The following is a 24,334-nucleotide window of genomic DNA, read 5'->3' as shown; positions in this document are numbered from 1 at the left end:
CAATGAAGATGTCGAAATGGCACTCCCGGGCGTCGCGTGTATCGGAGTGCTTGCGCCGGATTGGCGGGAGCTCTCCGATGGCTGGAATTGCCATGAGCCAGGGGCTGCCATGGGTGGAGCGACGTGCGGTCGACGGCCTGGGATGTGCCCTGCGGGCGCGGCGGAGGATTCGCGGCACGCCGGCCCCGTGCGAAGCGCGATGCCGCTGGGGTGGGGCGCAATCCTTGCGCGTCACGGGCGCTGGGAGCCGGACTGCGCATATCTTGCGCGGGACGTCCGGCGCCGGGCAGGGCGGGGCCCGCTGGCCTGCGGCTTGCTGAAGTGTCCTCGCCGGGCCGGAGCGGCCGGGCGGAGAGTCGCCCTTCATGACCCGTCACGCCAGACGACAGGCTGTCTGCTTCACCGTCGTTGCCGGAGCCGCCTGCTCAAGTCCTGGTGTCGACGTGTGGCAGGCCGCACCCGCGCAGCGGTGGGGAGGAAGTTCCTGCTGCCCGGCGTTCTGCGCGGTTAGGCTCTTACCCCAGGACTCATGGCGGAAACCTTGTTCGAGGAATTGAAGCGGTACGTGGGCTTCAGCTCGGCTGACGAGCGGGCACTCGTGACCTTGCATGGCACCGCGAAGCCTCACTTCTCACGCATCGCTCGCATCTTCTACGACCGCATCCTGGAGCACGAGGGGGCTCGCCAGGCGCTCGAGGGAGGTGAGAGCCAGGTGGGCCACTTGCGGGGCACGCTGCAGGTGTGGATGGACCAGCTCCTCCGCGGCCCCTGGGACGAGGCCTACTACGCGCTGCGCTGCCGCATCGGTCGCATGCATGTGCGCATCGCCTTGCCCCAGCACTACATGTTCGGCGCGATGAACGTGCTGAGGCAGGAGTTCAACGGCCTCATCGACTCGACGTACCTGGAGCAGCCGGCCGCGCTGCAGGCGGCGCGCAGCGCGGTGGGGAAGATTCTCGACCTGGAGCTGGCCATCATGCTCCACACGTATCGGGAGGACTTGCTGGCGCAGCAGGCGCGCAGCGAGCGCCTGTCCACCTTCGGTCAGCTCGTGGGCTCCATCGGCCATGAGCTGCGCAACCCGCTGGGCGTCATCGAGACCTCGCTCTACATCCTCCGCGGGCGTCCAGGCGCGGTGGATGAGCGCACCGCCAAGCACCTGACCCGCATCGGCGACCAGGTGGGCATCGCCAACCGCATCGTCTCCGACCTGCTGGACATGATTCGCGACCGGCCCCTGCACCGGCAGGAGGTCTGGCTGGACGAAGTCTGGCAGGAGGCGCTCAAGGCGGTGCAGCGGCCCGACTCCGTGACGGTACGCGAGGAAGGGCTGGCGTCGCTCCCCGTGGTGCAGGGCGACGCGGGCCAGCTCCGGCAGGTGTTCGTCAACCTGCTGGACAACGCCGTCCAGGCGCTCGAGGAGACGGGGGGCACGGTGTCGCTGACGGGCAGCGTGAGCGAGCCGGGCCATGTCGAGCTGGTACTGGCGGACTCCGGACCTGGCGTCAGCGACACCATCCGCCGTCGCCTCTTCGAGCCGTTGATGACGACGAAGGCGCGTGGCATCGGACTGGGATTGCCGCTCGTCAAACGCATCCTGGAGCGGCACGGCGGCGGTATCGCGTACGTCCCCCGTCCCGGCGAGGGGGCGCGCTTCGTGATTCGACTTCCCCTCATCGCTTCGGAGGAGACGCATGCGCCAGTACCTCCTGTTGGATGACAATCGGGCGTTCGCGGAGAACCTCGCGGAGATTCTGCGCGACGGGGGAGACGCGGCCACCGTGGTCACCAGTGGCGACGAGGCCGTGCAACTGGCGCGCACCACGCGCTTCGACGTGCTGCTGACGGACATGCGCATGCCCGGCATGAGCGGGGCGGACGTGGTGCACCAGCTCCGCCGCGTGGACCCGGGGCTGGCCGCCGTGGTCATCACCGCCCATCCGCGCCAGGACGACCTGGAGACGGCGCGGCGCGAGGGCCTGCTCGCGGTGCTGCCGAAGCCCGTTCCCATTCCCACGCTGGTGGAGCTGCTGTCGGCCGCGCGCCGGGACGCCCTGGTGGTGCTGGTGGAGGATGACCCGGCGCTGAGCGACAACCTGGCCGAGCTGCTGCGCGGGCGCGGATTCTCATCCGTGACGGCGGCCTCGGTGCTGGATGCCGACCGCATCCTGTGTTCCCAGCCCTTCGCGGCGCTGGTGGACCTGCGCGTACCGGGCGGGCCGGATGGCGAGGCCCTGCGGCGGCTGCGCGCGCGCTATCCGCGCCTGCCCACCTTCGTCATCACCGCCTATCCCGACGCGGCCCCCTTGCAAGAGGCAGCGGGTGTCTTCTCCAAACCCTTCGACCCGGGCGCGCTTCTGGAGGTGCTGGAAACGGCGCATGCGGCGCGGCCCGCCCATCCCTCATGAGCGAGCCCACCTCTCCGTCGCTGCCCACCGTCCTGGTGGTGGATGACAACGCGGCGTTCCTGGACAACCTGGAGGAGCTGCTCGGCGACGCGGGCTACGCGGTCCGGGGCGCGTCGAGCTGCAAGGCGGCGCACGCGCGTGCGCGGGAGGGCTTCGACGTGGCGCTGGTGGACCTGCGCCTGCCGGACGGAGATGGCACCGCGCTGGCCGCCGAGCTGAAGGCCGCGTCACCGGACTCCGAGGTCGTGCTGCTGACGGGCTTCGCCACGCTGGAGACGGCCGTGGCGGCGGTGCGCGCGGGGGCCTGTGCCTACCTGATGAAGCCGTGCGCGCCCCAGGAGCTGCTGCTGACGCTGGAGCAGGCGATGCGCCAGGTGCGCCTGCACGCGGAGAAGCGTGAGCTGGCGCGGCGCGCGCAGGTGACGGAGAAGCTGGCGGCGGTGGGGACGATGACGGCGGGCCTGTCCCACGAAATCCGCAACCCGCTGAACGCGGCGGCGCTCCAGCTCTCCGTCCTGGAGCGGCGGGTGCGGCGGCTGCCGGATGGCCAGCAGGCGCCCCTGCTGGAGCCCTTGCTCCTGGTCCGGGACGAGATTCGTCGCCTGGACCACATCCTGGAAGACTTCCTCCAGTTCGCGAGGCCGCGGGAGTTCCGCCCCGCCGCCGTCGACGTGAACGAGCTGCTCAGGCGGGTGGTGGACCTGCTCAGCGGCCAGGCCGCGTCGCGCAAGGTGGCGCTGGAGCTCGTGGCCCGGGACGCCTCGGTGCCTCCCGTGGCGGGGGAGGAGGAGCGGCTGCGTCAGGTGCTCATCAACCTGTGCCTCAACGCGCTGGAGGCCACGCCCGCCGGGGGACAGGTGACGTTGTCGGCGGGGCACGAGGGCGGACGCGCGTGGCTCACGGTGGATGACAGCGGCCCCGGTATTCCGCAGGACGTCCGGGACCGCATCTTCGAGCCCTTCTTCACCACGAAGGCCCAGGGCTCGGGGCTGGGGCTCTCCATCGTCCACGCCATCGTCACGCAGCACGGGGGCTCGCTGGAGGTGGACACGGCGCCCGGTGGGGGCGCCCGCTTCATCCTCCGGCTGCCGTTGGCGGCGTAGGGCCCGTCAGCGCTGGGCCGTCGGGCTGTGGAACTCGAAGGCGTCGCAGTCGTCGCAGGTGTCCGTGTCCGCGGCACCCAGCACGTCGGAGAGGTCGACGCCCGCCAGGCGCCGGGACTCGCTCGGGCCACCGCCGGGCTCCTTGGTGAACCAGATGTCGAACACCCACCGCACCGCCACCGGCTTGCCATCGAGCATGGCGGGCTCGTAGCGCCACGTGGAGAGCGTGCGGATGACGCCGTCCTCGAGGCCCCGCAGCCCCTGGATGGGCTCGCAGTCGGTGACGGAGCCCTGCGCGGTGATGATGCAGCGGGCGACCACCGCGCCCTTGGGGAAGCCGCCGAGCTGCGACTGAATCCCATAGGCGATGTTGGGGAAGCTGATGCGCTCCCCCGAGAGGAATCGGGGCGGGGTGATGCCGGGACGGAGCTTCTTCACGGGCGCCAACTGCTTCATGTGCCGGAAGACGGCATCGAACGCGGCTGCCCGGGCGGGCGCGGGCGCGGAGACGACCACCGAGGGGAGCTCGGTCGCGTGCTCGTCCGCGTGCGCGGAGGCCACGTCCGCCAGGGCGCTGTCGGGCTGGGGCGCGGCGCTGTCGTCCGCCACCACCGGCGCGGCGGGAGCGCCCTCGAGCGAGTAGGGGACGCGCGACAGCTCCGTGCGGCCAATCGCCCCCGTATCCGGGATGAGCAGGGGCTGGGGGCGGGCGGGCCGGGCCTTCGCGGATGCCGCGCGCTCCGGCTTCGGCGGCGCTGCCACCGCGGCCCGCTGCGCGGACGCGGGCGCGTGGCGGAAGGGGGACGTGAAGGCCTGGGGCGCGACGAGCAGGTGATGCATCGGGGTGGAGCTCGTCAGGGGGCGAGCGGGCCCGTTGGGCGCTTCGGCGCCGAGGGGCAGCGGGCTCCCGGGGGCTTCCGCGTGGGCTGTCTCGGGGAGCTGTGAGGTCCCGAGCGCCACGGCGAGCAGCGCGCTCCCGAGGCCACTGGCGAGCCGCCAGGGACGGCGCTGAGGGGTGGTCTCGACATCAGCCAGCAGTCGGCGGACCCGCGCCAGCAGCGCGCCGCCGCCCACGCCGAGCGCGGGTTGGGGCGCGGCGGTGAAGCGCAGCTCCTCGATGTGGGCCAGGGCGCGGGCGTACAGCACCGCGTCGCCACAGCACTGGACGGCCAGGTCATCCGCGCAGTGCTCGCGCTCCACGCGGATACGGTGGGACAGCCACCAGACGGCCGGGTGGTAGAAGAGGAGGGTCTCCACGAGGGACTGGAGCAGGTTGACGAGGTAGTCGTGGCGACGGACGTGGGCCAGCTCGTGCGCGAGGATGGCCTCGAGCTGCGCGGGGGTCAGGCCGGTGATGGCGCCGACCGGGACCAGGATGAGCGGCCGCCACAGCCCGATGACCATGGGGACGTCGACGCGAGCGGACGCCAGCATCCGCACCGGGCGCGACAGGCGGACGCGGCCGAGCGCGCGCGTCAGGGCCTCGCGCCAGGGGGCCGCGGGTGCCTGCGTCTCCCGCCGGGCCATCCGCTGGGTGATGGCCCATGCGAGCACGGTCCGGACAGACAGCAGCAGGACGCCGCAGCACCAGGCTGGCAGCAGCCAGGGGCGGATGACCTCGGTCCAGTGAAGCTCCGCCAGCGCGGCGCCGCCCGTGGAGACCACCGTCACGAGGCTGGCGTCGGCCAGGGGGGCGAAGGTCCCGGAAGGCGCGGCGTGCGTGGCCTCCGACAGGGCCATCAGGAACGTCACAATGGGCAGGACGGCCATGGCCACCAGCCCGAGGCAGGCGGTGGCATAGCGCGTCCGAGCGGCGCGCTGCGGCGTCAGGGCCAGGAGTCCCGCAATGGCCAGGGCCACCACCGCCCCCTGCCACACGAATCCGAGCAGGGCCTGCTCCAGAGCGTGGAGATAACGCGCGTCCATCATTTCCCCCGCTTTTCGTGGGCGTCGAGCAGCCTGCGAATCTCCGCCAGCTCCTCGGCGGAGGCGCGCTTCATGGACAGCGCCTGGGCGACCACCGACATGGCCGAGCCACCGAAGGCCCGGTCCATCAAGTCGCGCAGCAGGTCGCGCTGGGTGCGCGTCTCGCTGATGGCGGCTTCGTAGACGTGGGTCCGCTCGCTCTCGTCCCGCTGGACGATGCCCTTCTCGGTCATGTTCTGGAGGAGCTTGAGCACCGTGGTGTAGCCGGTGTCCTTGTCCTGGGTGCCGCGCATCAGCTCGTGCACCTGTCGGACGGTGCAGGGGCCCTGCTTCCAGAGCACACGGAGGATGGCCAGCTCGGCACGCGTCGGCTGCGGGAGGGCGTGGGTGGTCATGGCGCGGAGTATTACGACGCCCGTCGTAAGAGTCAACGACGCCCGTCGTAGACGTCCGCCCCGAACAATGCGGCACCGGTCCAGGGGGGCGCCCTGCTGTGGGAGGACGCTGTTGGCCCAGCACCTCTCGGTGCGCTGGGATTGACGTGTGCCAGGGGCCTGAGGCGCGCCCGATGGCGCCGCGGAGACCGGCGGGGCTCGCAGTGCTTTGAGTCGCTCGAGGTGTGGCAGGGGATCGGCCAGGACTTGATTCCCCGGGAGCGCTGCCATCGCTTCGGACTCGGGCGCATGTCCGGGGAATGTACCCGAGTCCATTCCCAGACTTCCCGGAGCCGCTATGACTCCGCCGCGAGGTCATCCGCCTCGTCGGGTACGGCCTTGAGCGGGGCGCCGCCCAGGGTGCCGTACTCCTTGAGCCGGTACTGGATCTTGCGCACGCTGATGCCCAGCACCTCGGCGGCACGCGAGGTGGAGCCTTGCACCATCTCCAGCGTGCGCAGGATGGCCTCGCGCTCGATGGCCGCCAGCGTGGCGCCCGGGATGAGCGCGCCCGCGGATGACCCGTGAGGCCGGGGGCCGCGCAGCACGGGCGGCAAGTCGTCCGTGGTCAGCTCGTGGCCCTGCGCCAGCACCACGGCGCGCTCGATGGCGTTCTCCAGCTCGCGGATGTTGCCCGGCCAGTCGTGGGACAGCAGCGCCTGGAGCGTCCCGGGCGCCAGCCCCCGTACCTGCTTGCCATACGCGTCGCCGTACTTCTCCAGGAAGTGGTTCACCAGCGCGGGCACGTCGCTCTTGCGATCTCTCAGCGGCGGCAGCGTCACGCTCACCACGTTGAGCCGGTAGTAGAGGTCCTCGCGGAACCGGCCCGCCTTCACCTCCGCCGTCAGGTCGCGGTGCGTGGCCGCGACGATGCGCACGTCCACCTTCAGCGTCTGGGTGCCGCCCACACGCTCGAACTCACGCTGCTGGAGCACGCGCAGCAGCTTCACCTGCACGGCGGGGGAGATTTCGCCAATCTCATCCAGGAACAGGGTGCCCCCGTCCGCCAGCTCGAAGCGGCCTTCCTTCCGGGCCAGCGCTCCGGTGAACGCGCCCTTCTCGTGGCCGAAGAGCTCGCTCTCCAGCAGGTTCTCCGACAAGGCCGCGCAGTGCACCCGGATGAAGGGCTTGTCCTTGCGTGGCGACTCCTGGTGCAGGGCCTGGGCAATCAGCTCCTTGCCCGTGCCCGATTCGCCCAGGATGAGCACCGTGGCGCGCGTGCCCGCCGCCCTGCGGATGACGTCGTAGATGCCCTGGAGCTGCGGCGACTCGCCGATGATGTCGTGGAAGCGGCGGACGCGCGAGCGCACCTGGTCCCGCAGGGCCTCGGCCTCCTGGCGCAGGCTGCGCTTCTCCAGCACCTTGCCCAGCGTGACGAGCACCTGGTCCGCGTCCAGCGGCTTGAGCAGGAAGTTGTCCGCGCCGGACCGCATCGCCTCGACCGCCGTCTCCACGCTCGCGAACGCCGTCATCATCACGAACGTGGCGTCGCTGCCCTGCTCGCGCGCCGTCTTCAGCAGCGTGAGCCCGTCCATCTGCGGCATGCGCACGTCGGTGAGCACCACGGCGGGGGAGAACTCACCGATGCGAGCCAGGGCCTCGGCGCCATTGGCGGCCTCGGCCACTTCGTAGCCTTCCTCATTCAGGATGGTGGCAATCGCCCGGCGGGCGTTGTCCTCATCGTCGACGACCAGGATGCGCTGTGCGGACATGGGGAGGTGGGGGCCTTTGCTGTCAGGTCAGGTTGCGGAAATGGTAGCGGAGGGCTCGCTCGGTCCGGTGCTACGAGCGTGCCACGTCTCCACCACGGGTTCGATGCGGGGCGTGATGTGGACGACGGAGCTGGGAAAGCAGTGCGAGGGGAGCTCGGAGAAGATGAGGCGGACCGCCTCCGCGTCGGCCTCGCTGGAGACGGCCACGTGTGGCCGCACGATGAGGTCCGTGAGGTGGGGCGGCTGGTCCGGCCCACAGACCACGCGGGCCACCGCGGAGCTCTGGTAGAAGAGCACGCGCACGTCTGCCTCCCGCGCCTGCTCCAGGAACGCCAGCAGCGTCCGCCCCTCCACGGCACCCACCAGCAGGGCCTCGGGGGACCAGGGGCCCGCCGCCACGGCGCCTTGCCCGGCCAGCGGTTGGCCGATGGGCACGGGCGGCGCTCGGTCGCTCGTCAGCACGGCGCCGCGCTCTCCCTGCCAATAGAGGCGCGTTTCATACTCATTGATGGTCACGGTCGTCACGGGCTCACCTCCGCCGAAGACAGAGCAGGCAGTGCCCCTTCAACGCGCATGCCGCGCGAGTGCTTCTTCCGGGACGCCGCGTTCGTACCGTGGTGCCAGGCAGTCGGGGAGTGGAGCTCATGGCAGACCCAAGAGGCGCAGCACGGTAGGTCCGGTGAGGCTAACCAGCAGGCAGCCGCCCAACATCAGGGGAACCCCCAATTTCATCAGTTCGGACGAATCGAGCCCCTCGCCAACCGTCATCGCATTGGGCGGTGTGCTGATGACGAACGGCATGCCCAGCGAGCACCCCAGGGCGACGAGGACGGGCGTCGAGGCGGCGGGGTGGAGCTGCGTGGCCAGGGGGATGAGGAGCGCCGCGGTGCCGGTGTTGCTCATCAGCGCGGACAGCAGCGCCGCCGCGACCACCAGGACGCCCAGCTGCGCCGGCACGGGCCAGCCCTCCAGGTCCGCCCCCGACAGCGCGCGCGCCACCAGGCCGGAGTGCTCCAGCAGCCGGCCCAGGGCGATGCCCCCCGCGATGAGCAGCAGCGTCGCCCAGTCCAGCCGACCCAGGTCCTCGCGCTTCAGCAGGCCCGTTCCGAAGAGCAGGGCGGTGGCTCCCAGCGCCACCACTGGCGCTGCGACGCCGTGCAGCGGCTCGGACAGCCACGCCGCCACGCACACCGCGCTCACCCAGAGCACGCGGCGTCCGGCGCGTGACAGCGGTGCTGAGGCCACGTCCTCCGCGGGCAGGGACAGCCTGCCGCCCAGCCGGAAGCGCAGCAGTATCAGCCCGAAACCCACCCCCAGCAGGAGCAGCGCGAGCGGCAGGGCGAAGAGCATCCACTTCGCGAAGGTGACCTGGGCGTGCTCCGCGGCGGCGGCGACGGCGAGCGCGTTGGGGCCGCTGCCCACGGGGGTGGCCATGCCGCCGACGTTGGCGGCCAGCGCGACGCCGAGCAGCAGCGCGGGCTTCAACGGAGCTCCCGCGGGCGTGGCCTTGAGCAGGGGGCGCAGCGCGGCCAGCATCATCGCCGCCGCGGCCACGTTGGACATCCACATGGAGAGGAAGGCCACGCCGGCCATCACCAGCATCACCAGCCGGCGCGGGTGTCCGGCGGACCCGCGCACCACGTGCCGCGCCACCGAGGCGTCCAGCCCGTGCCGCATGGCCGCCACCTCCAGCGTGAAGCCGCCGAGGAACAGGATGAGCACCGGGTCCGCGCACCACGCGAGCACCGAGGGCAGGTGGTAGGCGCTGTCCAGCGGCCCCAGGAGGACGGGCGTGGCCCCCAGCAGGAGCAGCGTGGGCACGAAGCCGGGGACGACCTCCGTCAGCCACAGCACCAGGCACGCGCCGCCAATGAGCACGGTGCGCGTCGCCACGGCCCCTTCGAGGCCGAAGAAGGCCACCAGCGCCACCGCGGCGAGCCCGGCCGCGGCCAGGGCAGGGCGGGTGCGGCCTCCGCGCGAGGCGGCGCCGTGGGAGTTTTCGTCGTGCGGAGAGGAGGGGGCCTCGGCGGGTGCCAGGCCGGCCAGGGGCAGGGGGGACATGGCGGGGTGGTGCGGCCGCGCGGCGAGGAGCGCCATGGGGCCCGCCCTCGCGCGCGGACGCGGCTGGCTCAGGCGCCGTACTCGGCCGCGAGGTCCCGGCGGTCCTGCTCGCCAATGAGGTATTGCGCGTAGCGCACCAGGTCCGCTTCGGTGAGGATGCCCTGGAGGCAGCCCGTCTCGTCCACCACGGGCAGGCATCCGTACTTGTGGTCGAGCATCAGCGTCACCGCGCGCTTGAGCGACGTGTCCGGACGCACCGTTTGCACGTCACGGGTCATGATGTCCGCGGCCCACAAGGGCTGGGCCGCCGGGTCGGTGGCGAGCGTCGCGGCGGCGCGCAGCAGGTCGCGGTGGGTGATGAGTCCCACCAGCTTGTCCTGACGCACCACGGGCAGGTGCCGGATGCGGTGCAGGCGAAGCAGCTCGTCCGCCTTGGCCAGGTTCTGCGTTTCCTTGAGCGTGACGACGTCACGGGTCATCAGCTCTCCAACAATCTGCATGAGCGGCACTCCTGGCTGTGGGGAACCCTACGAGTCCCTGTGTTGTGCATCTCCGGGGCCAACCGGTCTGCCCCAGGGAACGGTGTTTCCCGGCCTCGGAAGGCGCAAGGTTTGCGCGGGCGGGCCCTTCCCCGCAGGGATTGCGCATGTGACGGCGCCTCACTCGCCAGGGCGGGTTGATGACGGCCTCGCTGTGCGCTAGATGCTCACCCAGTCGCTAGGGGTGCCCCGGAAGGGGCTGAGAGGGCCGTAGTGCCGGCCGACCCTTGGAACCTGAACCGGTTCATACCGGCGGAGGGAAGCGGCGCGGGGCCCTGCCGCCCTTCGACCGTCCGCCCGTCCGCCTACCGAGGAGGAAGCGTGATGAGCGGAGCGTCCAGGAGTCTCAAGGTCGATGGGAAGGCGCTGGAGGGAATCAGCCGGGGGCCGCTGCCGGCCTCCCGGAAGGTGTACGTGCCCGGGACGCTGTACCCGGACCTGCGCGTGCCCATGCGCGAAATCAGCCAGACGCCCACGCGCCACGGCCATGGACCGGATGCGAAGCTGACGGCCAACCCGCCCGTGCACGTCTATGACTCCAGCGGGCCGTACACGGATCCGTCCGCACAGCTCGACCTGCGCCAGGGGCTGCCCGCGCTGCGCGAGCCGTGGATCCTGGGCCGCAACGACACCGAGGCCCTGTCCGGCGTCAGCTCGGAGTACGGCCGCGCCCGTGAGGCGGACCCGCGCCTGGCGGGCCTGCGCTTCGCCCACCGTCGCAAGCCGCGCGTGGCGAAGTCCGGCGCCAACGTCACGCAGTTGCACTACGCGCGCAAGGGCATCATCACTCCGGAGATGGAGTACGTGGCGCTGCGGGAGAACCTCCGGGTGGAGGCCTCGCTCGCGGCCCAGCACCCGGGCCAGTCGTGGGGCGCGTCGATTCCGCGCGAGATGACTCCCGAGTTCGTGCGCGACGAGATTGCGCGGGGCCGCGCCATCATTCCCGCCAACATCAACCACCCGGAGCTGGAGCCGATGATCATCGGCCGCAACTTCCTGGTGAAGATCAACGCCAACATCGGCAACTCGGCCGTCACCTCTTCCATCGAGGAGGAGGTGGAGAAGATGGTGTGGTCCATCCGCTGGGGCGCCGACACGGTGATGGACCTGTCCACCGGCCGCAACATCCACGAGACGCGCGAGTGGATCCTCCGCAACGCGCCGGTGCCCATCGGCACGGTGCCCATCTACCAGGCGCTGGAGAAGGTGGGCGGCAAGGCGGAGGAGCTCACCTGGGAGCTGTATCGCGACACGCTCATCGAGCAGTGCGAGCAGGGCGTGGACTACTTCACCATCCACGCCGGCGTGCTGCTGCGCTACGTGCCGTGGACGGCGAAGCGCCTCACCGGCATCGTCAGCCGGGGCGGCTCCATCATGGCCAAGTGGTGCCTGGCCCACCACCGCGAGAACTTCCTCTACACGCACTTCGAGGAGATCTGCGAGATCATGAAGGCGTATGACGTCAGCTTCAGCCTGGGCGACGGACTGCGGCCAGGCTCCATCGCGGACGCCAACGACGCCGCGCAGTTCGGCGAGCTGGAGACGCTGGGCGAGCTGACGAAGATTGCCTGGAAGCACGACGTGCAGGTGATGATCGAAGGCCCGGGCCACGTGCCCATGCACCTCATCCAGGAGAACATGACCAAGCAGTTGGCGGTGTGCGGCGAGGCGCCCTTCTACACGCTGGGGCCTCTCACCACGGACATCGCGCCGGGCTATGACCACTTCACCAGCGGCATTGGCGCGGCGATGATTGGTTGGTTCGGCACGGCGATGCTCTGCTACGTGACGCCCAAGGAGCACCTGGGCCTGCCGGACCGGGACGACGTGAAGGAAGGCGTCATCACGTACAAGATTGCGGCCCATGCCGCGGACCTGGCCAAGGGCCATCCAGGCGCTCAGGCGCGCGACAATGCCCTGTCCAAGGCCCGGTTCGAGTTCCGCTGGGAGGACCAGTTCAATCTCTCCCTGGACCCCGAGCGTGCTCGCGCCTTCCACGACGAGACACTGCCGGCCGAGGGCGCCAAGGTCGCCCACTTCTGCTCCATGTGCGGGCCTCAGTTCTGCTCCATGAAAATCACGCAAGAGGTGCGTGACTTCGCGGAGAAGCAGGGCGTGAGCGAGGACGCCGCGCTCCAGGCCGGGCTCGAGGAGAAGAGCGAGGAATTCAAGAAGGCGGGGAGCCAGTTGTACCGCTAGACAGGTGACCCGTCAGAGCACCTGTCCTGGACGTGACATTTGCCGCGGGTGCGTGTCATGGTGGACCCCAAAGGGCGCGGTGCGCGCGCCCGAGTCATCTTTGGAGGGGATTTTCAATGGAGACTCCGCCGCAGGAGCAAATGGGTTCGTTCATCAGTGGCTCCCCGATGCCGACCCAGGATGAGAAGACGATGGGGCTGCTCGCTCACATCGGCGCCCTGGCCGCCAGCCTCTTTGGGCTGGGCTTCGCCGTCCCGTTGGTGCTGATGCTGACGAAGGGCAAGGAGTCGGCGTTCATCCGGGCTCACGCCGTGGAGTCGCTGAACTTCCAGATCACCGTCTTCATCGCGGCCGTCATCAGCGGCATCACCATCTGTATCGGTGTCGGCGCCATCCTGCTGCCGATCGTCGGTGTCGCGGCCCTCGTCTTCTGCATCATCGCGGGCCTGAAGGCGAACGAGGGGCAGCTCTACAAGTACCCGGTCAACATCCGGCTGGTGAAGTAGCGAGTCGTTCCGGCCCAGCGGACAGGGGCCCGGCGCACACGGGCGGGTCAGGCGCGAAGGCGCGGGCCCGCCCGTCGTGTTCTCAGCCGCCAATCCCCATCATGGAGAGCAGCGTGGCGCCGTTGCCGGGCTCGGTGAAGCGGTGGCCTTCCGGCTTGTCGCCCAGGGCGCGGCGGACGGCCATGGCCAGCTCCACGTCGGAGGCGCCGCCCCGGATGAGCTGGTGCAGCGGCGCCTGCGCGCGCCCGCCCAGGCAGCTGCGCAGGTCGCCATTGGAGGCCACGCGGACGCGGTTGCAGCCCCCGCAGAAGTTCTGGGTGAGCGGGGAGATGAAGCCCACGCGGCCCGCGGGCGCGCGCCAGTAGCGGGCGGGACCGGAGGTGGCGGAGCTGGCGGCGTCCTGGGTGTCCTCGGGCTCGGGCTCCAGCGGCAGGCCCGAGGCCCGCAGCCGCTCCACCAGCTCCGAGGTGGGCACCGGCGTGCCCTGGCCGAAGGGCATCAGCTCGATGAAGCGGGGCGTGAAGCCGCGCGTGTGCGCGTAGTCCACCAGAGCGGGCACTTCCTCGTCGTTCACCCCTCGCATGACGACGACGTTGAGCTTCAGCGACGCGTAGCCGGCGGCCGCCGCCGCGTCCATGCCACGCATGACGGCGCCGAAGTCTCCCTGCTTGGAGATGCGCCGGAACGTCACCTCGGAGAGCGTGTCCAGGCTCAGGTTGAGCTGGGTGACGCCGGCCTCGCGCAGGGGCGTGGCGAGCCGCTCCAGGTGGCTGGCGTTGCTGGTGATGGCCAGGTGCTGGATGCCGGGCACCGCGGCGATGCGCCTCGCGATGTCGAGGATGTCCGGGCGGATCAGCGGCTCACCGCCCGTCAGCCGCACGCGGCGGATGCCCATGCGCGCGAAGACGGTGGTGATGCGCTCCAACTCCTCGGGGCCCAGCAGGTCTCGCTTGCCACCCCACGAGGCGGGCGAGCAGTAGCTGCACCGGAAGTTGCACCGGTCGGTGATGCTCAGCCGCAGGTACGTCATCCGCCGCCCCTGCGCGTCCAGCAGAGGCGGGGCAAGCGCGGAGGGCGCGGGCTGGGAAGCAAGGGTCGTCACGGCGGGCCTGATCTCATAACAGCCGCACCCGCAACGGTCATCACTTCCAGCCAGGGCCTTGCCCCGCTCACCCCTTGTTGCCCGCCGCCGAACGGACGACGGCCGGCTTGGGCGCGTCATCGTCGCTGGCGGAACGCCCGGGGGTGGCGGCGTCCACGTCGTCCTCCAGGTCGGTCAGCCGGGCCAGCTCGGCCTCCGCGTCGCTGGCGTCCTGCTCGGCCTGTGGGAGCTGCAGCTTCTTCGTCGCCATCTCCTGCTTGATGCGGATCAACCCTTCCTCGCCGATATCGAGGAACGCCCGGACGACCTCCGGATCGAACTGCGTGTTGGCGCAGCGTTTGATCTCCTGGATGGCGTTGGTGAACGTCGTGCCCTTGCGGTACGGCCGGTCGCTCGTCATCGCGTCCAGCGTGTCCGCCACCGCGAAGATGCGCGCGCCGATGTGGATCTCGTGCCGCTGGAGGTTGCGCGGGTAGCCAGCGCCGTCCCAGCGCTCCTGGTGCGAGAGGACGATGGAGGCAGGCGTGTCCAGGAACGGGATGTTCTGGATCATCTGGAAGCCAATCTCCGGGTGCTTGCGCATCTCCAGCCACTCGTCCGGCGTCAGCTTGCCGGGCTTGAGCAGCACCGCGTCCGGCACGCCAATCTTCCCGATGTCGTGCAGCAGCGCGCCGCGCCCGATCTCCTCCAGCTCCTTGCCCTGGATGCCCATGCGCTGGGCGATGGCCGACGTGTAGCTGACCACGCGCTGGGAGTGGTCGCTCGTCTCGTGCTCGCGCGCGTCCAGCGCGGCCACCAGGGCCAGCAGGGTGTTCTGGTAGGTGTTGGCGATGTCGCGCAGGGCGCTGCGCAGCTCGGCCGTCCTGTCCCGCACCTTGCGCTCGAGCTTCTTCTGGTAGCGCTTGCGGGCCATCTCGATGCGGCGCTTGGCCAGCGCCCGCTCGATGGCCCGGATCAGGTCCGTGAGCTTGGGTGGCTTGAGCAGGTAGTCCACCGCGCCGCGGCGCAGGCAGTCCACGGCGGACTCGGTGTCGCCGTAGCCGGTGAGCATGATGACCGAGGTGTCCGGGAGCCGCTCGCGCAGGTTCTCCAGCAGCCACAGGCCGTCCTTGCCCGGCATCTTCATGTCGCTGATGACGAGCGGCGTCTCCTCCTCGCCCGCCAGGTCCAGGGCCATCTCGGCCCCGTTGGCGACGACGCAGTTGTAGCCTTCCTCACGCAGCAGGACAGAGATGACGTCGCGTACGGAGTCGTCATCGTCGACGATGAGGATTCGGGGTGGGGCAGGGGGGATGGCTTCCACGGCGAGCGATTCTAGAGGTTTCCGGGTTTCATTGGCCAACGAGTCCGGGAATTTAGCATCGGATCAGGGTTCACGGCTGATCGTTTGGGGAGCGTGGCGGGTGGGGTAGGCGGGCAGGGGGGCCCTCCCTCGCGGCCCGGTGGGCTCCCTCAGGGGCCCTGACCCGATGCGTCGGTCGACCCTCAGGCTCGTGCCGGCGCCGAGGGGCGGTCGTACCGGAAGGGGGCCAGATCCACTGCGGGCTTCTCGCCCAGCACGGCCTGCGCGACGAGCCTCGCGGTGATGGGCGCCAGGAGGATGCCGTTGCGGAAGTGACCGGTGGCCAGGAAGAGGCCGGGCAGGGGGCCTTCCCCTAGGTAGGGGCGCTTGTCCTCCGTCCAGGGGCGGAAGCCGGCCCACGTCTCCGTCACGGGGGCCGCGCCCAGCTCCGGGCACAGCTCCAGGGCCATGTCGAGGATGCGCGCCAGCCCCGCGGCCGTCACCTGCTTGTCGAAGCCCACCAGCTCCATGGTGCTGCCCGCGATGACGCGTCCGTCGGCACGAGGCACCAGGTAGCCCTTCTCGGACACCAGGACGCGGTCCATCAGCGGCAGCCGTGTCTGGAATTGAACCATTTGCCCACGCGCGGGCCGCACCGCCCGGGCCTCCACGCCCGCGCCGTGGACCAGGGCGGACCAGGAGCCCGCGGCCAGCACCACCGCGTCGGCGCGCAGCAACTCGCCGTCCAGGTCCACGCCCACTGCCCGGCCGCCCTCCTGCACCACGCCGCGCACATAGCCGCTGCGGAACTCCGCGCCCACGCGCGCGGCGGCCATCGTCAGGGCACGCACCAGGAGCCGGTTGTCCACCTGGTGGTCATCCGGGAAGTGGGCAGCGCCCACCGCCTTCGCGGACAAGCGGGGCTCCAGGGCCCGAGCGCCCGCGCCGTCGAGCAGCTCCGCGCGGAGCCCCAGCCCTTTCTGCCACGCGACCGTGGCGTCCAGGTGGTGCAGGCCCGCCTCATCGAAGGCGACCTTGAGGATGCCGCTGGGCCGGTACGCCACGTCCACACCCGACAGCTCGCGCAGCTCCGCGGCGAAGGCCGGGTACATGCCCCGGCTGCGGAGGCACAGCTCCAGGAACGCGCCCGGTCCGTCGGACTCCATCTGCGGCGCGAGCATTCCCGCCGCCGCGCTGGACGCCTCCGCGCCAGGAATGGACCGCTCCAGCACCACGACGCGTGCTCCCGCCTGCCGGAGTCGCAGCGCGATGCCACAGCCCATGATGCCCCCGCCCACGATGATGACGTCCGAAGCGTTCATGGGCGCTTCCTGCTCGCCCTTGCCGGTGTTTGCAAGCGTCACGCGGGCTCTGTCCGAGGCCCGGTTGACGGCGGAGCGCTTTGCCGTTACTCATGAGGCAATGCTCTTCGCGTCCCTTCATCACCATCATGCGCATCACCGGCTCGGCCCCGACGGGACCGTTCGCCATGCGCATGCCTGGGTGAGACGCTAGACGCACCCACTCCGGCACCTGCCGCAGCGACCGAAGGCCCGTCCCCCCAGGACGGGCCTTTTTTCGTTTCCGCGTCGTCCGTTCCCTCGACGTCTCGAAGGGTCCCCCATGCAGCTGAAGATTGCATTGCCCAACAAAGGCCGCCTGTCCGAGGAGGTCAGGGAGCTGTTCAACGACGCGGGCCTGGAGGTCCGCGTCCGCGGAGAGCGCGCCCTCACCGCGTCGCTGGGCGGTGAGTTCGAGGCCATCTTCGTCCGCGCCCAGGACATCCCCGAGTTCGTGGCGGACGGCGCCGCGCACGCGGGGGTTACCGGTTGGGACCTGGTGAACGAGGCCGGGCGCGAGCTGGAGCTGCTGATGGACCTGGAGCTCGGCCGTTGCCGGCTGGTGGTGGCCGCGAGAGAGGAGAGCGGCCTTGGCTCGCCGGATGACGTGAAGCCCGGCACGCGGGTGGCATCGTGCTTCCCCCGGCTGACGCAGGCGTTCTTCGCGAAGCGCGGGCAGCGGGTGACGGTGGTGCCGGTGTCGGGCGCCGCGGAGATTGCGCCCCACCTGGGCATCGCCGACATCGTGGTGGACCTGACGTCCACCGGCTCCACGCTGAAGATGAATGGCCTGCGCGAGGTGGCCACGGTGCTGGAGTCCAGCGCCCGGCTGGTGGCGTGCAAGGGCAACGCCGTGGACGCGCAGCGGAAGCTCGACGAGCTCACGCAGGCCCTGGGCTCGGTGCTGGCGGCGCGCGGCAAGCGCTACCTGATGGCCAACGTGCCGAAGGACGCGCTCGTCCAGGTGCGCGAGGTGCTTCCGGGCCTCAACGGCCCCACCGTGGTGGACGTGCTGGATGGCGGCAACTTCGTGGCGGTGCACGCGGTGGTTCCCGCGAGGACCATCTACCGCACCATCAATGCACTGAAGGCGCTGGGCTGCGAGGGCATCCTCGTCACCCGCATCGAAAGGTTGATGGCGTGATGGCGCTCCTGGCTTCCACGACCTTGAGGTACCGCGGTCCGCTGTCCGGGCTGTCCGCGGAGGACTTGCGCCGGTTGATGGACCGGGCGGCGGGCTCGGACGCGCGCGTGGCCATGCGCGTGCGCGAGCTCATCGCCCGGGTTCGCGCCGACGGTGACCGGGCGCTCTTCGACTTCGCGCGTCAGTTCGACCGCGTGGAGTTGACCACGCTGGAGGTGCCGCGCGCGGCCTGCGAGGCGGCGCTCGCGGCGCTGGAGCCTTCGGTCCGGGAGGCACTGGCCCGCGCGGCGCGCAACGTCGCGCTGGCCCATGCGCCCCAGACGCCGCGCCTGGTGGAGGTCGAGACCGAGCCCGGTGTGCTGGTGGGCCGGCGGCCGGATCCGCTGGGACGCGTGGGCGTCTACGCCCCGGGCGGCCGCGCGGTGTACCCCAGCAGCGTGTTGATGGGCGTGGTCCCCGCGAAGGTGGCGGGCGTGGGCGAGGTCATCGTCTGCTCGCCGCCGGGGCCGGATGGCTTGCCACACGCGAGCGTACTGGCCGCGGCGGCGCTGTCGGGCGCGGACCGCGTCTTCGCGCTGGGCGGCGCGGGCGCGGTGGCGGCCATGGCCTACGGCACGGAGAGCGTGCCGCGCGTGGACCGCATCGTAGGGCCGGGCAACGCCTACGTGGCCGAGGCCAAGCTCCAGGTGGTGGGCGCGGTGGCCATCGAAGCCCCCGCGGGCCCGAGCGAAATCCTGGTCGTCGCCGATGGCACCGCGAACCCGGCGGCGGTGGCGCGGGAGATGCTGGCCCAGGCCGAGCACGATCCGGAGGCGGCCTGTGTGACGCTCGCCCTGGGCGACGCGCTGGCGGACGCCATCGCCGAGGAGGTGGACCGGCTGGCCGAGCGCGCGAAGCGGTGGGAGATCGTCACCTCGGCGCTGGGCTCGCGCGGGGCGGTGCTGAGCGTGTCGTCGCTGGATGAAGCGTGGCCCTTCGTGGCGGACTTCGCGCCGGAGCACCTGCTCATCGCCACCGCGACGCCCCAGGACGACCTGCTGCGCGTGCGCAACGCGGGCACCGTGTTCCTGGGCGAGCGCTCGTCGGTGGCCTACGGCGACTACATGACGGGCTCCAACCACGTCCTGCCCACGGCGGGGCTGGCGCGGGCGTACTCGGGACTCAACCTGCTCGACTTCTACCGGTGGACCACCTACCAGCGGGTGGCGCCTCGGGCGGCGGAGTCGCTGGCGGAGGACGTGGGGCGCCTGGCGGACAGCGAGGGGCTCTTCGCGCACGCCGAAGCGGCGCGCGCCTGGGGGCGGCCATGATTCCCCGGCGGGCCTCGTACCGGGACATCCCCCTGTATGCGCCGTCGAAGCGGCCCTGCCGGGTGGACCTGAGCGACAACACCAACCTCTTTGGCGTCCCGCCCTCGGTGGAGCGGGTGCTCACGTCCTGCGTGTCCGCTGTTCCGCGTTACCCCCAGGGCTACGCACCGGAACTGCGCCGGGCGCTCGCGACGTGCATCGGCGCGGAGCCTGAAGCGGTCACGACGGGCTGCGGTTCGGATGACATCATCGACTCGGCGCTCCGTGCCTTCCTGGAGCCCGGGGACACGCTGGCCTTCCAGGACCCGACCTTCGTCATGGTGCCGATGTTCGCGAAGGTGAACGGCCTGAATGCCGTGCCCGTCCCTCTCGCGCCGGACTTCGACGTGGACGCGGACGCGCTGCTCGCCACGGGAGCGAAGGTCATCTACCTGTGCTCGCCGAACAATCCCACCGGCACGGCGCTGTCGCGCGCGGCGGTGGAGCGCGTGGTGGACGGCGCACCCGGCATCGTCGTCATCGACGAGGCCTACGCGGACTTCTCGCCGGGCAAGGCCTTCCTCGAACTGGCGCGCTCGCGCCGAAACGTGCTCGTGACACGTACCTTCTCCAAGGCCTTCGGGCTGGCGGGGTTGCGCGTGGGGTGGGGCGTGGGCTCGCCCGAGCTCGTGGCGGAAGTGGAGAAGGCGCGTGGACCCTACAAGCTCACCGGAGTCGCGGAGGCCGTGGCCGTCTCGGTGCTGACGGATGACGCGGACTGGGTGCGCGACCGTGCGGCAGCGGCCGTCGCCTGTCGTGAGCGACTGCGGGGCGAGCTGACGGCGCTGGGGCTTTCGCCGCTGCCCTCGGAGGCGAACTTCCTGATGGTGCCGCTGCCAGGCGCGCAGGCGGTCGCGGAGCGGATGCGGGAGCGGAGCGTGAATGTGCGGGCCTTCCAGGGGCTGACGGGCGTGGGCGACGCGCTCCGGGTGGGCGTGGGGCCCTGGCCCTTGATGGAGACGGCGCTGGCGGCGCTGCGGGAGTCATTGCGATGAGAGTCACCCTGTTCGACTACGGCGCGGGCAACCTCCACTCCCTGGCCAAGGCGCTCGCCACCGTGCCGGGCGCGGAGGTGCGCGTCCAGGAGGACCCTCTGCGCGCGCTGGACACCGATGTGCTGGTGCTGCCGGGCGTCGGCGCATTCGGTGCCGCGGTGGCCCGGCTCGAGCCCGGACGCGACGCGATGCGGACGGCGCTGGAGAATGGCTTGCCGTGCCTGGGCATCTGCCTGGGCATGCAGCTGCTCTTCGAGGGCAGCGACGAAGGCGAGGGCGCGGGCCTGGGGTACTTCCAGGGCCGGGTGACGCGGCTCTCGGCGAGGCGCGTCCCGCAGATGGGGTGGAACCAGGTGGAAGGCGATTGCACGCTGACGTCCGCGCGCCTGGACACCGTGTACTACGCGCACAGCTTCGCCTGCCGCGCGGCGGACCCGTCGGTGGTAACGGGGTGGACGACGCACGAGGCCGATCGCTTCCCGGCGGCGGTCCGCAAGGGAAAGGTGGTGGGCGTGCAGTTCCACCCGGAGAAGTCCTCCGAGGCGGGTGTGCGCTTCGTCCAGGCCTTCCTCCAGGAGGTGGCATCGTGATTGCGATTCCGGCCATCGACCTGCGCGAGGGCGCCTGCGTCCAGCTCGTGGGAGGCTCCTATGCGGAAGAGAAGGTGCGGGTGGATGACCCGCTGGAGGCGCTGAAGCAGTGGCGGCGTCACGGCTTCGGCACCTTCCACGTCGTGGACCTGGACGCGGCGCTGGGCAGGGGCTCGAACGCGGACGCCATCTTCCAGCTGACGGCCTTCGAACGGGGCCTCACCTTCTCGGTGGGAGGCGGGGTGCGGGACACCGACCGCGTGGAGGCGGTCCTGGCCGGTGGCGCTGCGTCCGTGGTGGTGGGGACCCGGGCCATCGAGGACGAGGCCTGGCTGGCGCACATCGCGCAAGCCTTCCCCGGCCAGGTGATGGTGGCCGCGGACGTGAAGGGACGCGAGGTGGTGACCCGGGGCTGGACGGCGGGGAGCGCCCGGGACGTGCGGGACGTCCTCGCGGCGCTGGAGCCGCTGCCGCTGGGCGGGCTGCTGGTGACGGCGGTCCACAAGGAGGGGCAACTGTCGGGCGTGGACCTGCCGTTGATGCGGGAGGTGGCGAGCACCAGCCGGCACCGTCTCTACGCCTCCGGTGGCGTGACGACGATGGGGGACCTGCGGGCCCTGGCGGCGGCGGGCGCCTACGGGGCCGTCATTGGCATGGCGCTGTACACGGGACGTCTGGATGCGAGCGCGGTCGCGCGGGAGTTCGCGGGATGACCACTGTCATTCGAGAGACGAAGGAGACACAGGTCCACGTGGAGCTGGCGCCCGGCCAGGGCGTCACGCGCGTGGACACGGGGCTGAAGTTCTTCGACCACATGCTCGCCACCTTCGCGCGCTACGCGGGGTTGGACCTCACGCTCCGCGCGCGCGGCGACCTCACCCACCACGTCATGGAGGATGTGGCGATAACGGTGGGCACCGCGGTGCAGCAGGTGATTCCCGTCACGGCCGCGCGCTTCGCCGAGCGCACCATTCCCATGGACGACGCGCTGGTGCAGGCGTGCCTGGATGCGGGCGGGCGCTTCTACTACCGGGGGCCTCTGAAGAATCGGCTCTACGAGCACTGGATGCGCTCGTTCTGCGAGCACGCCCGGGTGACGCTGCACCTGCGCGTGCTCCGGGGAAAGGACAGCCACCACGCGACGGAGGCGGCCTTCAAGGCGCTGGGGCTGGCGCTGCGGGACGCCATGGTGGACTCGGGCTCGGTGTTCAGCATGAAGGGCACCGTGTCGCTGGAGGTGAAGTGATGCTCACGCGGCGACTCGTCGTCTGCCTGGACGTGAAGGGTGGGCGCGTGGTGAAGGGCGTGCGATTCGAGGGGCTCCGCGACGTGGGCGACCCGGTGGAGCTGGCCCGGCGCTACGAGGCGGAGGGGGCTGACGAGGTGACGTTCCTCGACATCTCCGCGAGCGCCGACGAGCGGGACACCTTGTGGGAGCTGGTGCGGCGCACGGCGGAGCAGCTCTTCATCCCGCTGACGGTCGGCGGCGGCGTGCGCACGGTGGAGGACGTGGGCCGGGCGCTGCGGGCGGGCGCGGACAAGGTGAGCATCAACTCGGCGGCGGTGGCCAACCCGGCGCTGCTCACGGCGTGCGCGGAGCGCTTCGGCTCGCAGTGCGTCGTGGCCAGCATCGACGCGAAGCGCGACGGAGACCGCTGGCGCGTCTACACCCACGGCGGCAGGAGGCCCACGGACCTGGACGCGGTGGCGTGGGCGCGCGAGTGCGTGGCGCGCGGGGCGGGAGAGCTGCTGCTGACCAGCATCGACCGGGATGGTGCGCGGCAGGGGTATGACCTGGCGTTGACGCGGGCCGTCTCGGACGTGGTGGATGTGCCGGTCATCGCCTCGGGGGGCGCTGGCGGCGCGGCGCACGTCCGGGAGGCGCTTCAGGAAGGTGGCGCCGACGCGGCGCTGGTCGCCGGCATCCTGCACGACGGCCTCACCACGGTGGGCGCCATCAAATCGCTGCTCGGCGAGAGCGGCCTTCACATCCGGAGCGTGACATGACGGACACGGGAGCGTTGATGCAGGCCGCGGCGGAGGTGGCGAGGACGGCCGGCGACGTGGCGCTGGGCTTCTTCCGGGCGGGCATCGCGGTGGATACGAAGTCGGACGGCTCTCCGGTGACGGTGGCGGACCGCACGGCGGAGTCTCGCGCGCGGGAGTGGCTGGAGGCGCGCTTCCCGGATGACGGCATTCTGGGCGAGGAGTTCGGCGAGACGCGGCCTGGCGCGAAGCGGCGCTGGATTCTGGACCCCATCGACGGGACGAAGACCTTCATCCGCGGGGTCCCGCTGTGGGGCACCCTGGTGGCGCTGGCGGAAGGCGAGCGCATCCTCGTGGGTGCCGCTTACTTCCCCGCGGTGGGAGAGCTGCTGGTGGCGGCCCTCGGCCACGGTTGCTTCTGGAATGACAAGCCCGCGCGCGTCTCGCAGCAAGCCGAGCTGTCCCAGGCCGTCGTGCTGTCCACGGACGAGCGCTTTCCGGTGTACCCGGAGCGCGGTGCCGCCTGGCGCGCGCTCACGAAGGAGGCCGCGGTGGACCGCACGTGGGGGGACTGTTACGGCTACCTGCTGGTGGCCACCGGGCGCGCGGAGGTGATGGTGGACGAGCTGCTGTCGCCCTGGGACGCCGCCGCCCTGCAGCCCATCATCGAAGAGGCCGGCGGCGTGTTCACCGACTGGACGGGCCGGCGCACCGCCTTTGGCGGCAACGGCATCGCCACCAACGCCGCGCTGGCCCGCGTGGTTCGTGAGCGCCTGGGTGCCGTGGAGGGACGATGAAGCTCGACCTGGATGCGCTCGACTTCACGAAGGGCAACGGCACGGTGACGGTCGTCACGCAGGATGCGCGGACCGGGGACGTGCTGATGGTGGCACATGCAGACCGCGAGGCCCTGGAGCGCACGCTGGCCACCGGAGAGATGCACTACCGCTCGCGCACGCGCGGCCTGTGGCACAAGGGGGGCACGAGCGGCAACGTGCAGCGGGTGGTATCGCTCCACGCGGACTGTGACGGCGACGCGGTGCTCGCACGCGTGGAGAAGGCGGGGCCGGCCTGTCACACCGGAGAAGCGTCCTGCTTCGGACCTGGCGGGTGGGACGCGCTGGCCGCGCTGGATGCCACGCTCGCGCAGCGTGCTGACGCCCTGGCGAAGACGGAAGACGCGCCCCCGAGCTACACGCGAAGGCTGCTGGAGGACCGAAACCTGCGTTTGAAGAAACTGGGCGAGGAGGCCGCGGAGCTGGTGACGGCGTGCGCGGATGCGGATCCACCTCGAGCGGGAGAGGAGGCCGCGGACGTGCTCTACCATGTGCTCGTCGCCATCCGGCCCCTGGGCCTCACGCTGGAGGACGTGAAAGCCATCCTCGCGCGTCGAGCCACGCGCTGAGACGCCGTGCTCGGTCGCAGGTATCCTGTTATTTCCTGAACTGTTCGCGACGAATACGGGGTTTCCACGAGAATCGATGGCGACCCTGCCGAATTTGTCCGCCGCTGCTACAGCCGCGCGGGGCCTCCACGTGCGGAAAGCGGATCCGCTCTGTGACCGTGTCTTTCAACGAATGGAGTGTTCCTGCTACAGATCCGAGCGCACGGCGGAGTGGAAAGCCGGGCGGGCGCCCGTCAGGCGTTCGCCTCATCGG

Annotated in this window: 23 protein-coding genes and 1 riboswitch; of the genes, 14 read left to right on the top strand and 9 right to left on the bottom strand. The window is 71.0% G+C overall.

The window, feature by feature from the left end; genetic code table 11:
- The first annotated feature begins 529 nt into the window (after nucleotides 1–529).
- The 3 genes from VZL07_RS36790 to VZL07_RS36780 are packed head-to-tail and all read left to right on the top strand — an operon-like array spanning nucleotide 530 to nucleotide 3,511.
- Complete coding sequence (locus VZL07_RS36790) at nucleotides 530–1,720, top strand: sensor histidine kinase (RefSeq protein ID WP_426752626.1); 1,191 nt, start codon at nucleotides 530–532, stop codon at nucleotides 1,718–1,720.
- Nucleotides 1,695–2,408: a response regulator gene (locus VZL07_RS36785; protein ID WP_426752625.1), complete on the top strand. Its 714-nt coding sequence runs from the start codon at nucleotides 1,695–1,697 to the stop codon at nucleotides 2,406–2,408. The genes VZL07_RS36790 and VZL07_RS36785 overlap by 26 nt, the downstream gene beginning before the upstream one ends.
- A complete protein-coding gene (locus VZL07_RS36780) occupies nucleotides 2,405–3,511 on the top strand; it encodes a sensor histidine kinase (protein ID WP_426752624.1) in 1,107 nt (368 codons plus the stop codon). The genes VZL07_RS36785 and VZL07_RS36780 overlap by 4 nt, the downstream gene beginning before the upstream one ends.
- 6 nt (nucleotides 3,512–3,517) lie before the next feature.
- Here the strand turns inward: VZL07_RS36780 and VZL07_RS36775 are convergent, their stop codons facing one another.
- The 6 genes from VZL07_RS36775 to VZL07_RS36750 form a co-directional block, all read right to left on the bottom strand.
- Nucleotides 3,518–5,440: a M56 family metallopeptidase gene (locus tag VZL07_RS36775; RefSeq protein WP_426752623.1), complete on the bottom strand. Its 1,923-nt coding sequence runs from the start codon at nucleotides 5,438–5,440 to the stop codon at nucleotides 3,518–3,520.
- Entirely contained in the window at nucleotides 5,437–5,832 is a 396-nt protein-coding gene (locus tag VZL07_RS36770) for a BlaI/MecI/CopY family transcriptional regulator (RefSeq protein WP_426752622.1), read from the bottom strand. The genes VZL07_RS36775 and VZL07_RS36770 overlap by 4 nt, the downstream gene beginning before the upstream one ends.
- A 335-nt stretch (nucleotides 5,833–6,167) precedes the next feature.
- Nucleotides 6,168–7,583: a sigma-54-dependent transcriptional regulator gene (locus VZL07_RS36765; RefSeq protein ID WP_426752621.1), complete on the bottom strand. Its 1,416-nt coding sequence runs from the start codon at nucleotides 7,581–7,583 to the stop codon at nucleotides 6,168–6,170.
- Nucleotides 7,584–7,610: 27 nt separating this feature from the next.
- Nucleotides 7,611–8,108 (bottom strand): OsmC family protein, encoded by a 498-nt coding sequence (locus tag VZL07_RS36760; protein ID WP_426752620.1) that lies wholly within the window; start codon nucleotides 8,106–8,108, stop codon nucleotides 7,611–7,613.
- 117 nt (nucleotides 8,109–8,225) lie between these two features.
- The gene (locus tag VZL07_RS36755) at nucleotides 8,226–9,680 is read right to left on the bottom strand and encodes an SLC13 family permease (RefSeq protein WP_426752619.1); all 1,455 of its coding nucleotides are present in this window, start codon (nucleotides 9,678–9,680) and stop codon (nucleotides 8,226–8,228) included.
- A 32-nt stretch (nucleotides 9,681–9,712) separates the two neighbouring features.
- A complete protein-coding gene (locus tag VZL07_RS36750) occupies nucleotides 9,713–10,144 on the bottom strand; it encodes a CBS domain-containing protein (RefSeq protein WP_426752618.1) in 432 nt (143 codons plus the stop codon).
- Nucleotides 10,145–10,353: 209 nt separating this feature from the next.
- Nucleotides 10,354–10,461, top strand: a riboswitch (TPP riboswitch).
- A gap of 46 nt (nucleotides 10,462–10,507) precedes the next feature.
- Between VZL07_RS36750 and thiC the strand changes: the two genes are divergently transcribed.
- On the top strand, nucleotides 10,508–12,382 hold the full coding sequence (gene thiC, locus VZL07_RS36745; protein WP_426752617.1) for a phosphomethylpyrimidine synthase ThiC: 1,875 nt from the start codon (nucleotides 10,508–10,510) through the stop codon (nucleotides 12,380–12,382).
- A gap of 167 nt (nucleotides 12,383–12,549) precedes the next feature.
- A complete protein-coding gene (locus VZL07_RS36740) occupies nucleotides 12,550–12,888 on the top strand; it encodes a DUF4870 domain-containing protein (RefSeq protein WP_426752616.1) in 339 nt (112 codons plus the stop codon).
- A gap of 82 nt (nucleotides 12,889–12,970) precedes the next feature.
- Here the strand turns inward: VZL07_RS36740 and moaA are convergent, their stop codons facing one another.
- From moaA to thiO, 3 genes are all read right to left on the bottom strand, one after another.
- Nucleotides 12,971–13,990, bottom strand: a complete 1,020-nt coding sequence (moaA, locus tag VZL07_RS36735) for a GTP 3',8-cyclase MoaA (RefSeq protein WP_426752615.1) — start codon at nucleotides 13,988–13,990, stop codon at nucleotides 12,971–12,973.
- A gap of 67 nt (nucleotides 13,991–14,057) precedes the next feature.
- Nucleotides 14,058–15,293 (bottom strand): HD-GYP domain-containing protein, encoded by a 1,236-nt coding sequence (locus VZL07_RS36730; RefSeq protein WP_426752613.1) that lies wholly within the window; start codon nucleotides 15,291–15,293, stop codon nucleotides 14,058–14,060.
- A gap of 182 nt (nucleotides 15,294–15,475) precedes the next feature.
- The gene (thiO, locus tag VZL07_RS36725; protein WP_426752612.1) at nucleotides 15,476–16,594 is read right to left on the bottom strand and encodes a glycine oxidase ThiO; all 1,119 of its coding nucleotides are present in this window, start codon (nucleotides 16,592–16,594) and stop codon (nucleotides 15,476–15,478) included.
- A 301-nt stretch (nucleotides 16,595–16,895) separates the two neighbouring features.
- On the opposite strand from thiO, the gene hisG reads away from it, so the two are divergent.
- Genes hisG through hisIE form a run of 9 tightly spaced genes read left to right on the top strand, consistent with a single transcriptional unit; the run spans nucleotide 16,896 to nucleotide 24,081 of the window.
- Nucleotides 16,896–17,756: an ATP phosphoribosyltransferase gene (gene hisG, locus VZL07_RS36720; RefSeq protein WP_426752611.1), complete on the top strand. Its 861-nt coding sequence runs from the start codon at nucleotides 16,896–16,898 to the stop codon at nucleotides 17,754–17,756.
- On the top strand, nucleotides 17,756–19,066 hold the full coding sequence (gene hisD / locus VZL07_RS36715; protein WP_426752610.1) for a histidinol dehydrogenase: 1,311 nt from the start codon (nucleotides 17,756–17,758) through the stop codon (nucleotides 19,064–19,066). Before hisG ends, hisD begins: the two co-directional genes overlap by 1 nt.
- On the top strand, nucleotides 19,063–20,100 hold the full coding sequence (locus VZL07_RS36710; protein WP_426752609.1) for a pyridoxal phosphate-dependent aminotransferase: 1,038 nt from the start codon (nucleotides 19,063–19,065) through the stop codon (nucleotides 20,098–20,100). The genes hisD and VZL07_RS36710 overlap by 4 nt, the downstream gene beginning before the upstream one ends.
- Entirely contained in the window at nucleotides 20,097–20,690 is a 594-nt protein-coding gene (hisH, locus tag VZL07_RS36705; protein ID WP_426752608.1) for an imidazole glycerol phosphate synthase subunit HisH, read from the top strand. The genes VZL07_RS36710 and hisH overlap by 4 nt, the downstream gene beginning before the upstream one ends.
- Nucleotides 20,687–21,403, top strand: a complete 717-nt coding sequence (locus VZL07_RS36700) for a HisA/HisF-related TIM barrel protein (RefSeq protein WP_426752607.1) — start codon at nucleotides 20,687–20,689, stop codon at nucleotides 21,401–21,403. Before hisH ends, VZL07_RS36700 begins: the two co-directional genes overlap by 4 nt.
- Nucleotides 21,400–21,936 (top strand): imidazoleglycerol-phosphate dehydratase, encoded by a 537-nt coding sequence (locus VZL07_RS36695; RefSeq protein WP_426752606.1) that lies wholly within the window; start codon nucleotides 21,400–21,402, stop codon nucleotides 21,934–21,936. The genes VZL07_RS36700 and VZL07_RS36695 overlap by 4 nt, the downstream gene beginning before the upstream one ends.
- The gene (gene hisF / locus VZL07_RS36690; protein ID WP_426752605.1) at nucleotides 21,936–22,697 is read left to right on the top strand and encodes an imidazole glycerol phosphate synthase subunit HisF; all 762 of its coding nucleotides are present in this window, start codon (nucleotides 21,936–21,938) and stop codon (nucleotides 22,695–22,697) included. The genes VZL07_RS36695 and hisF overlap by 1 nt, the downstream gene beginning before the upstream one ends.
- A complete protein-coding gene (gene hisN / locus VZL07_RS36685) occupies nucleotides 22,694–23,473 on the top strand; it encodes a histidinol-phosphatase (RefSeq protein ID WP_426752604.1) in 780 nt (259 codons plus the stop codon). Before hisF ends, hisN begins: the two co-directional genes overlap by 4 nt.
- A complete protein-coding gene (gene hisIE / locus VZL07_RS36680) occupies nucleotides 23,470–24,081 on the top strand; it encodes a bifunctional phosphoribosyl-AMP cyclohydrolase/phosphoribosyl-ATP diphosphatase HisIE (protein WP_426752603.1) in 612 nt (203 codons plus the stop codon). The genes hisN and hisIE overlap by 4 nt, the downstream gene beginning before the upstream one ends.
- Nucleotides 24,082–24,334 lie beyond the last annotated feature (253 nt).

Source organism: Pseudomyxococcus flavus (assembly GCF_050038885.1).
GTDB lineage: Bacteria > Myxococcota > Myxococcia > Myxococcales > Myxococcaceae > Myxococcus > Myxococcus flavus.
This window is presented reverse-complemented; position numbering and strand designations above follow the sequence as displayed.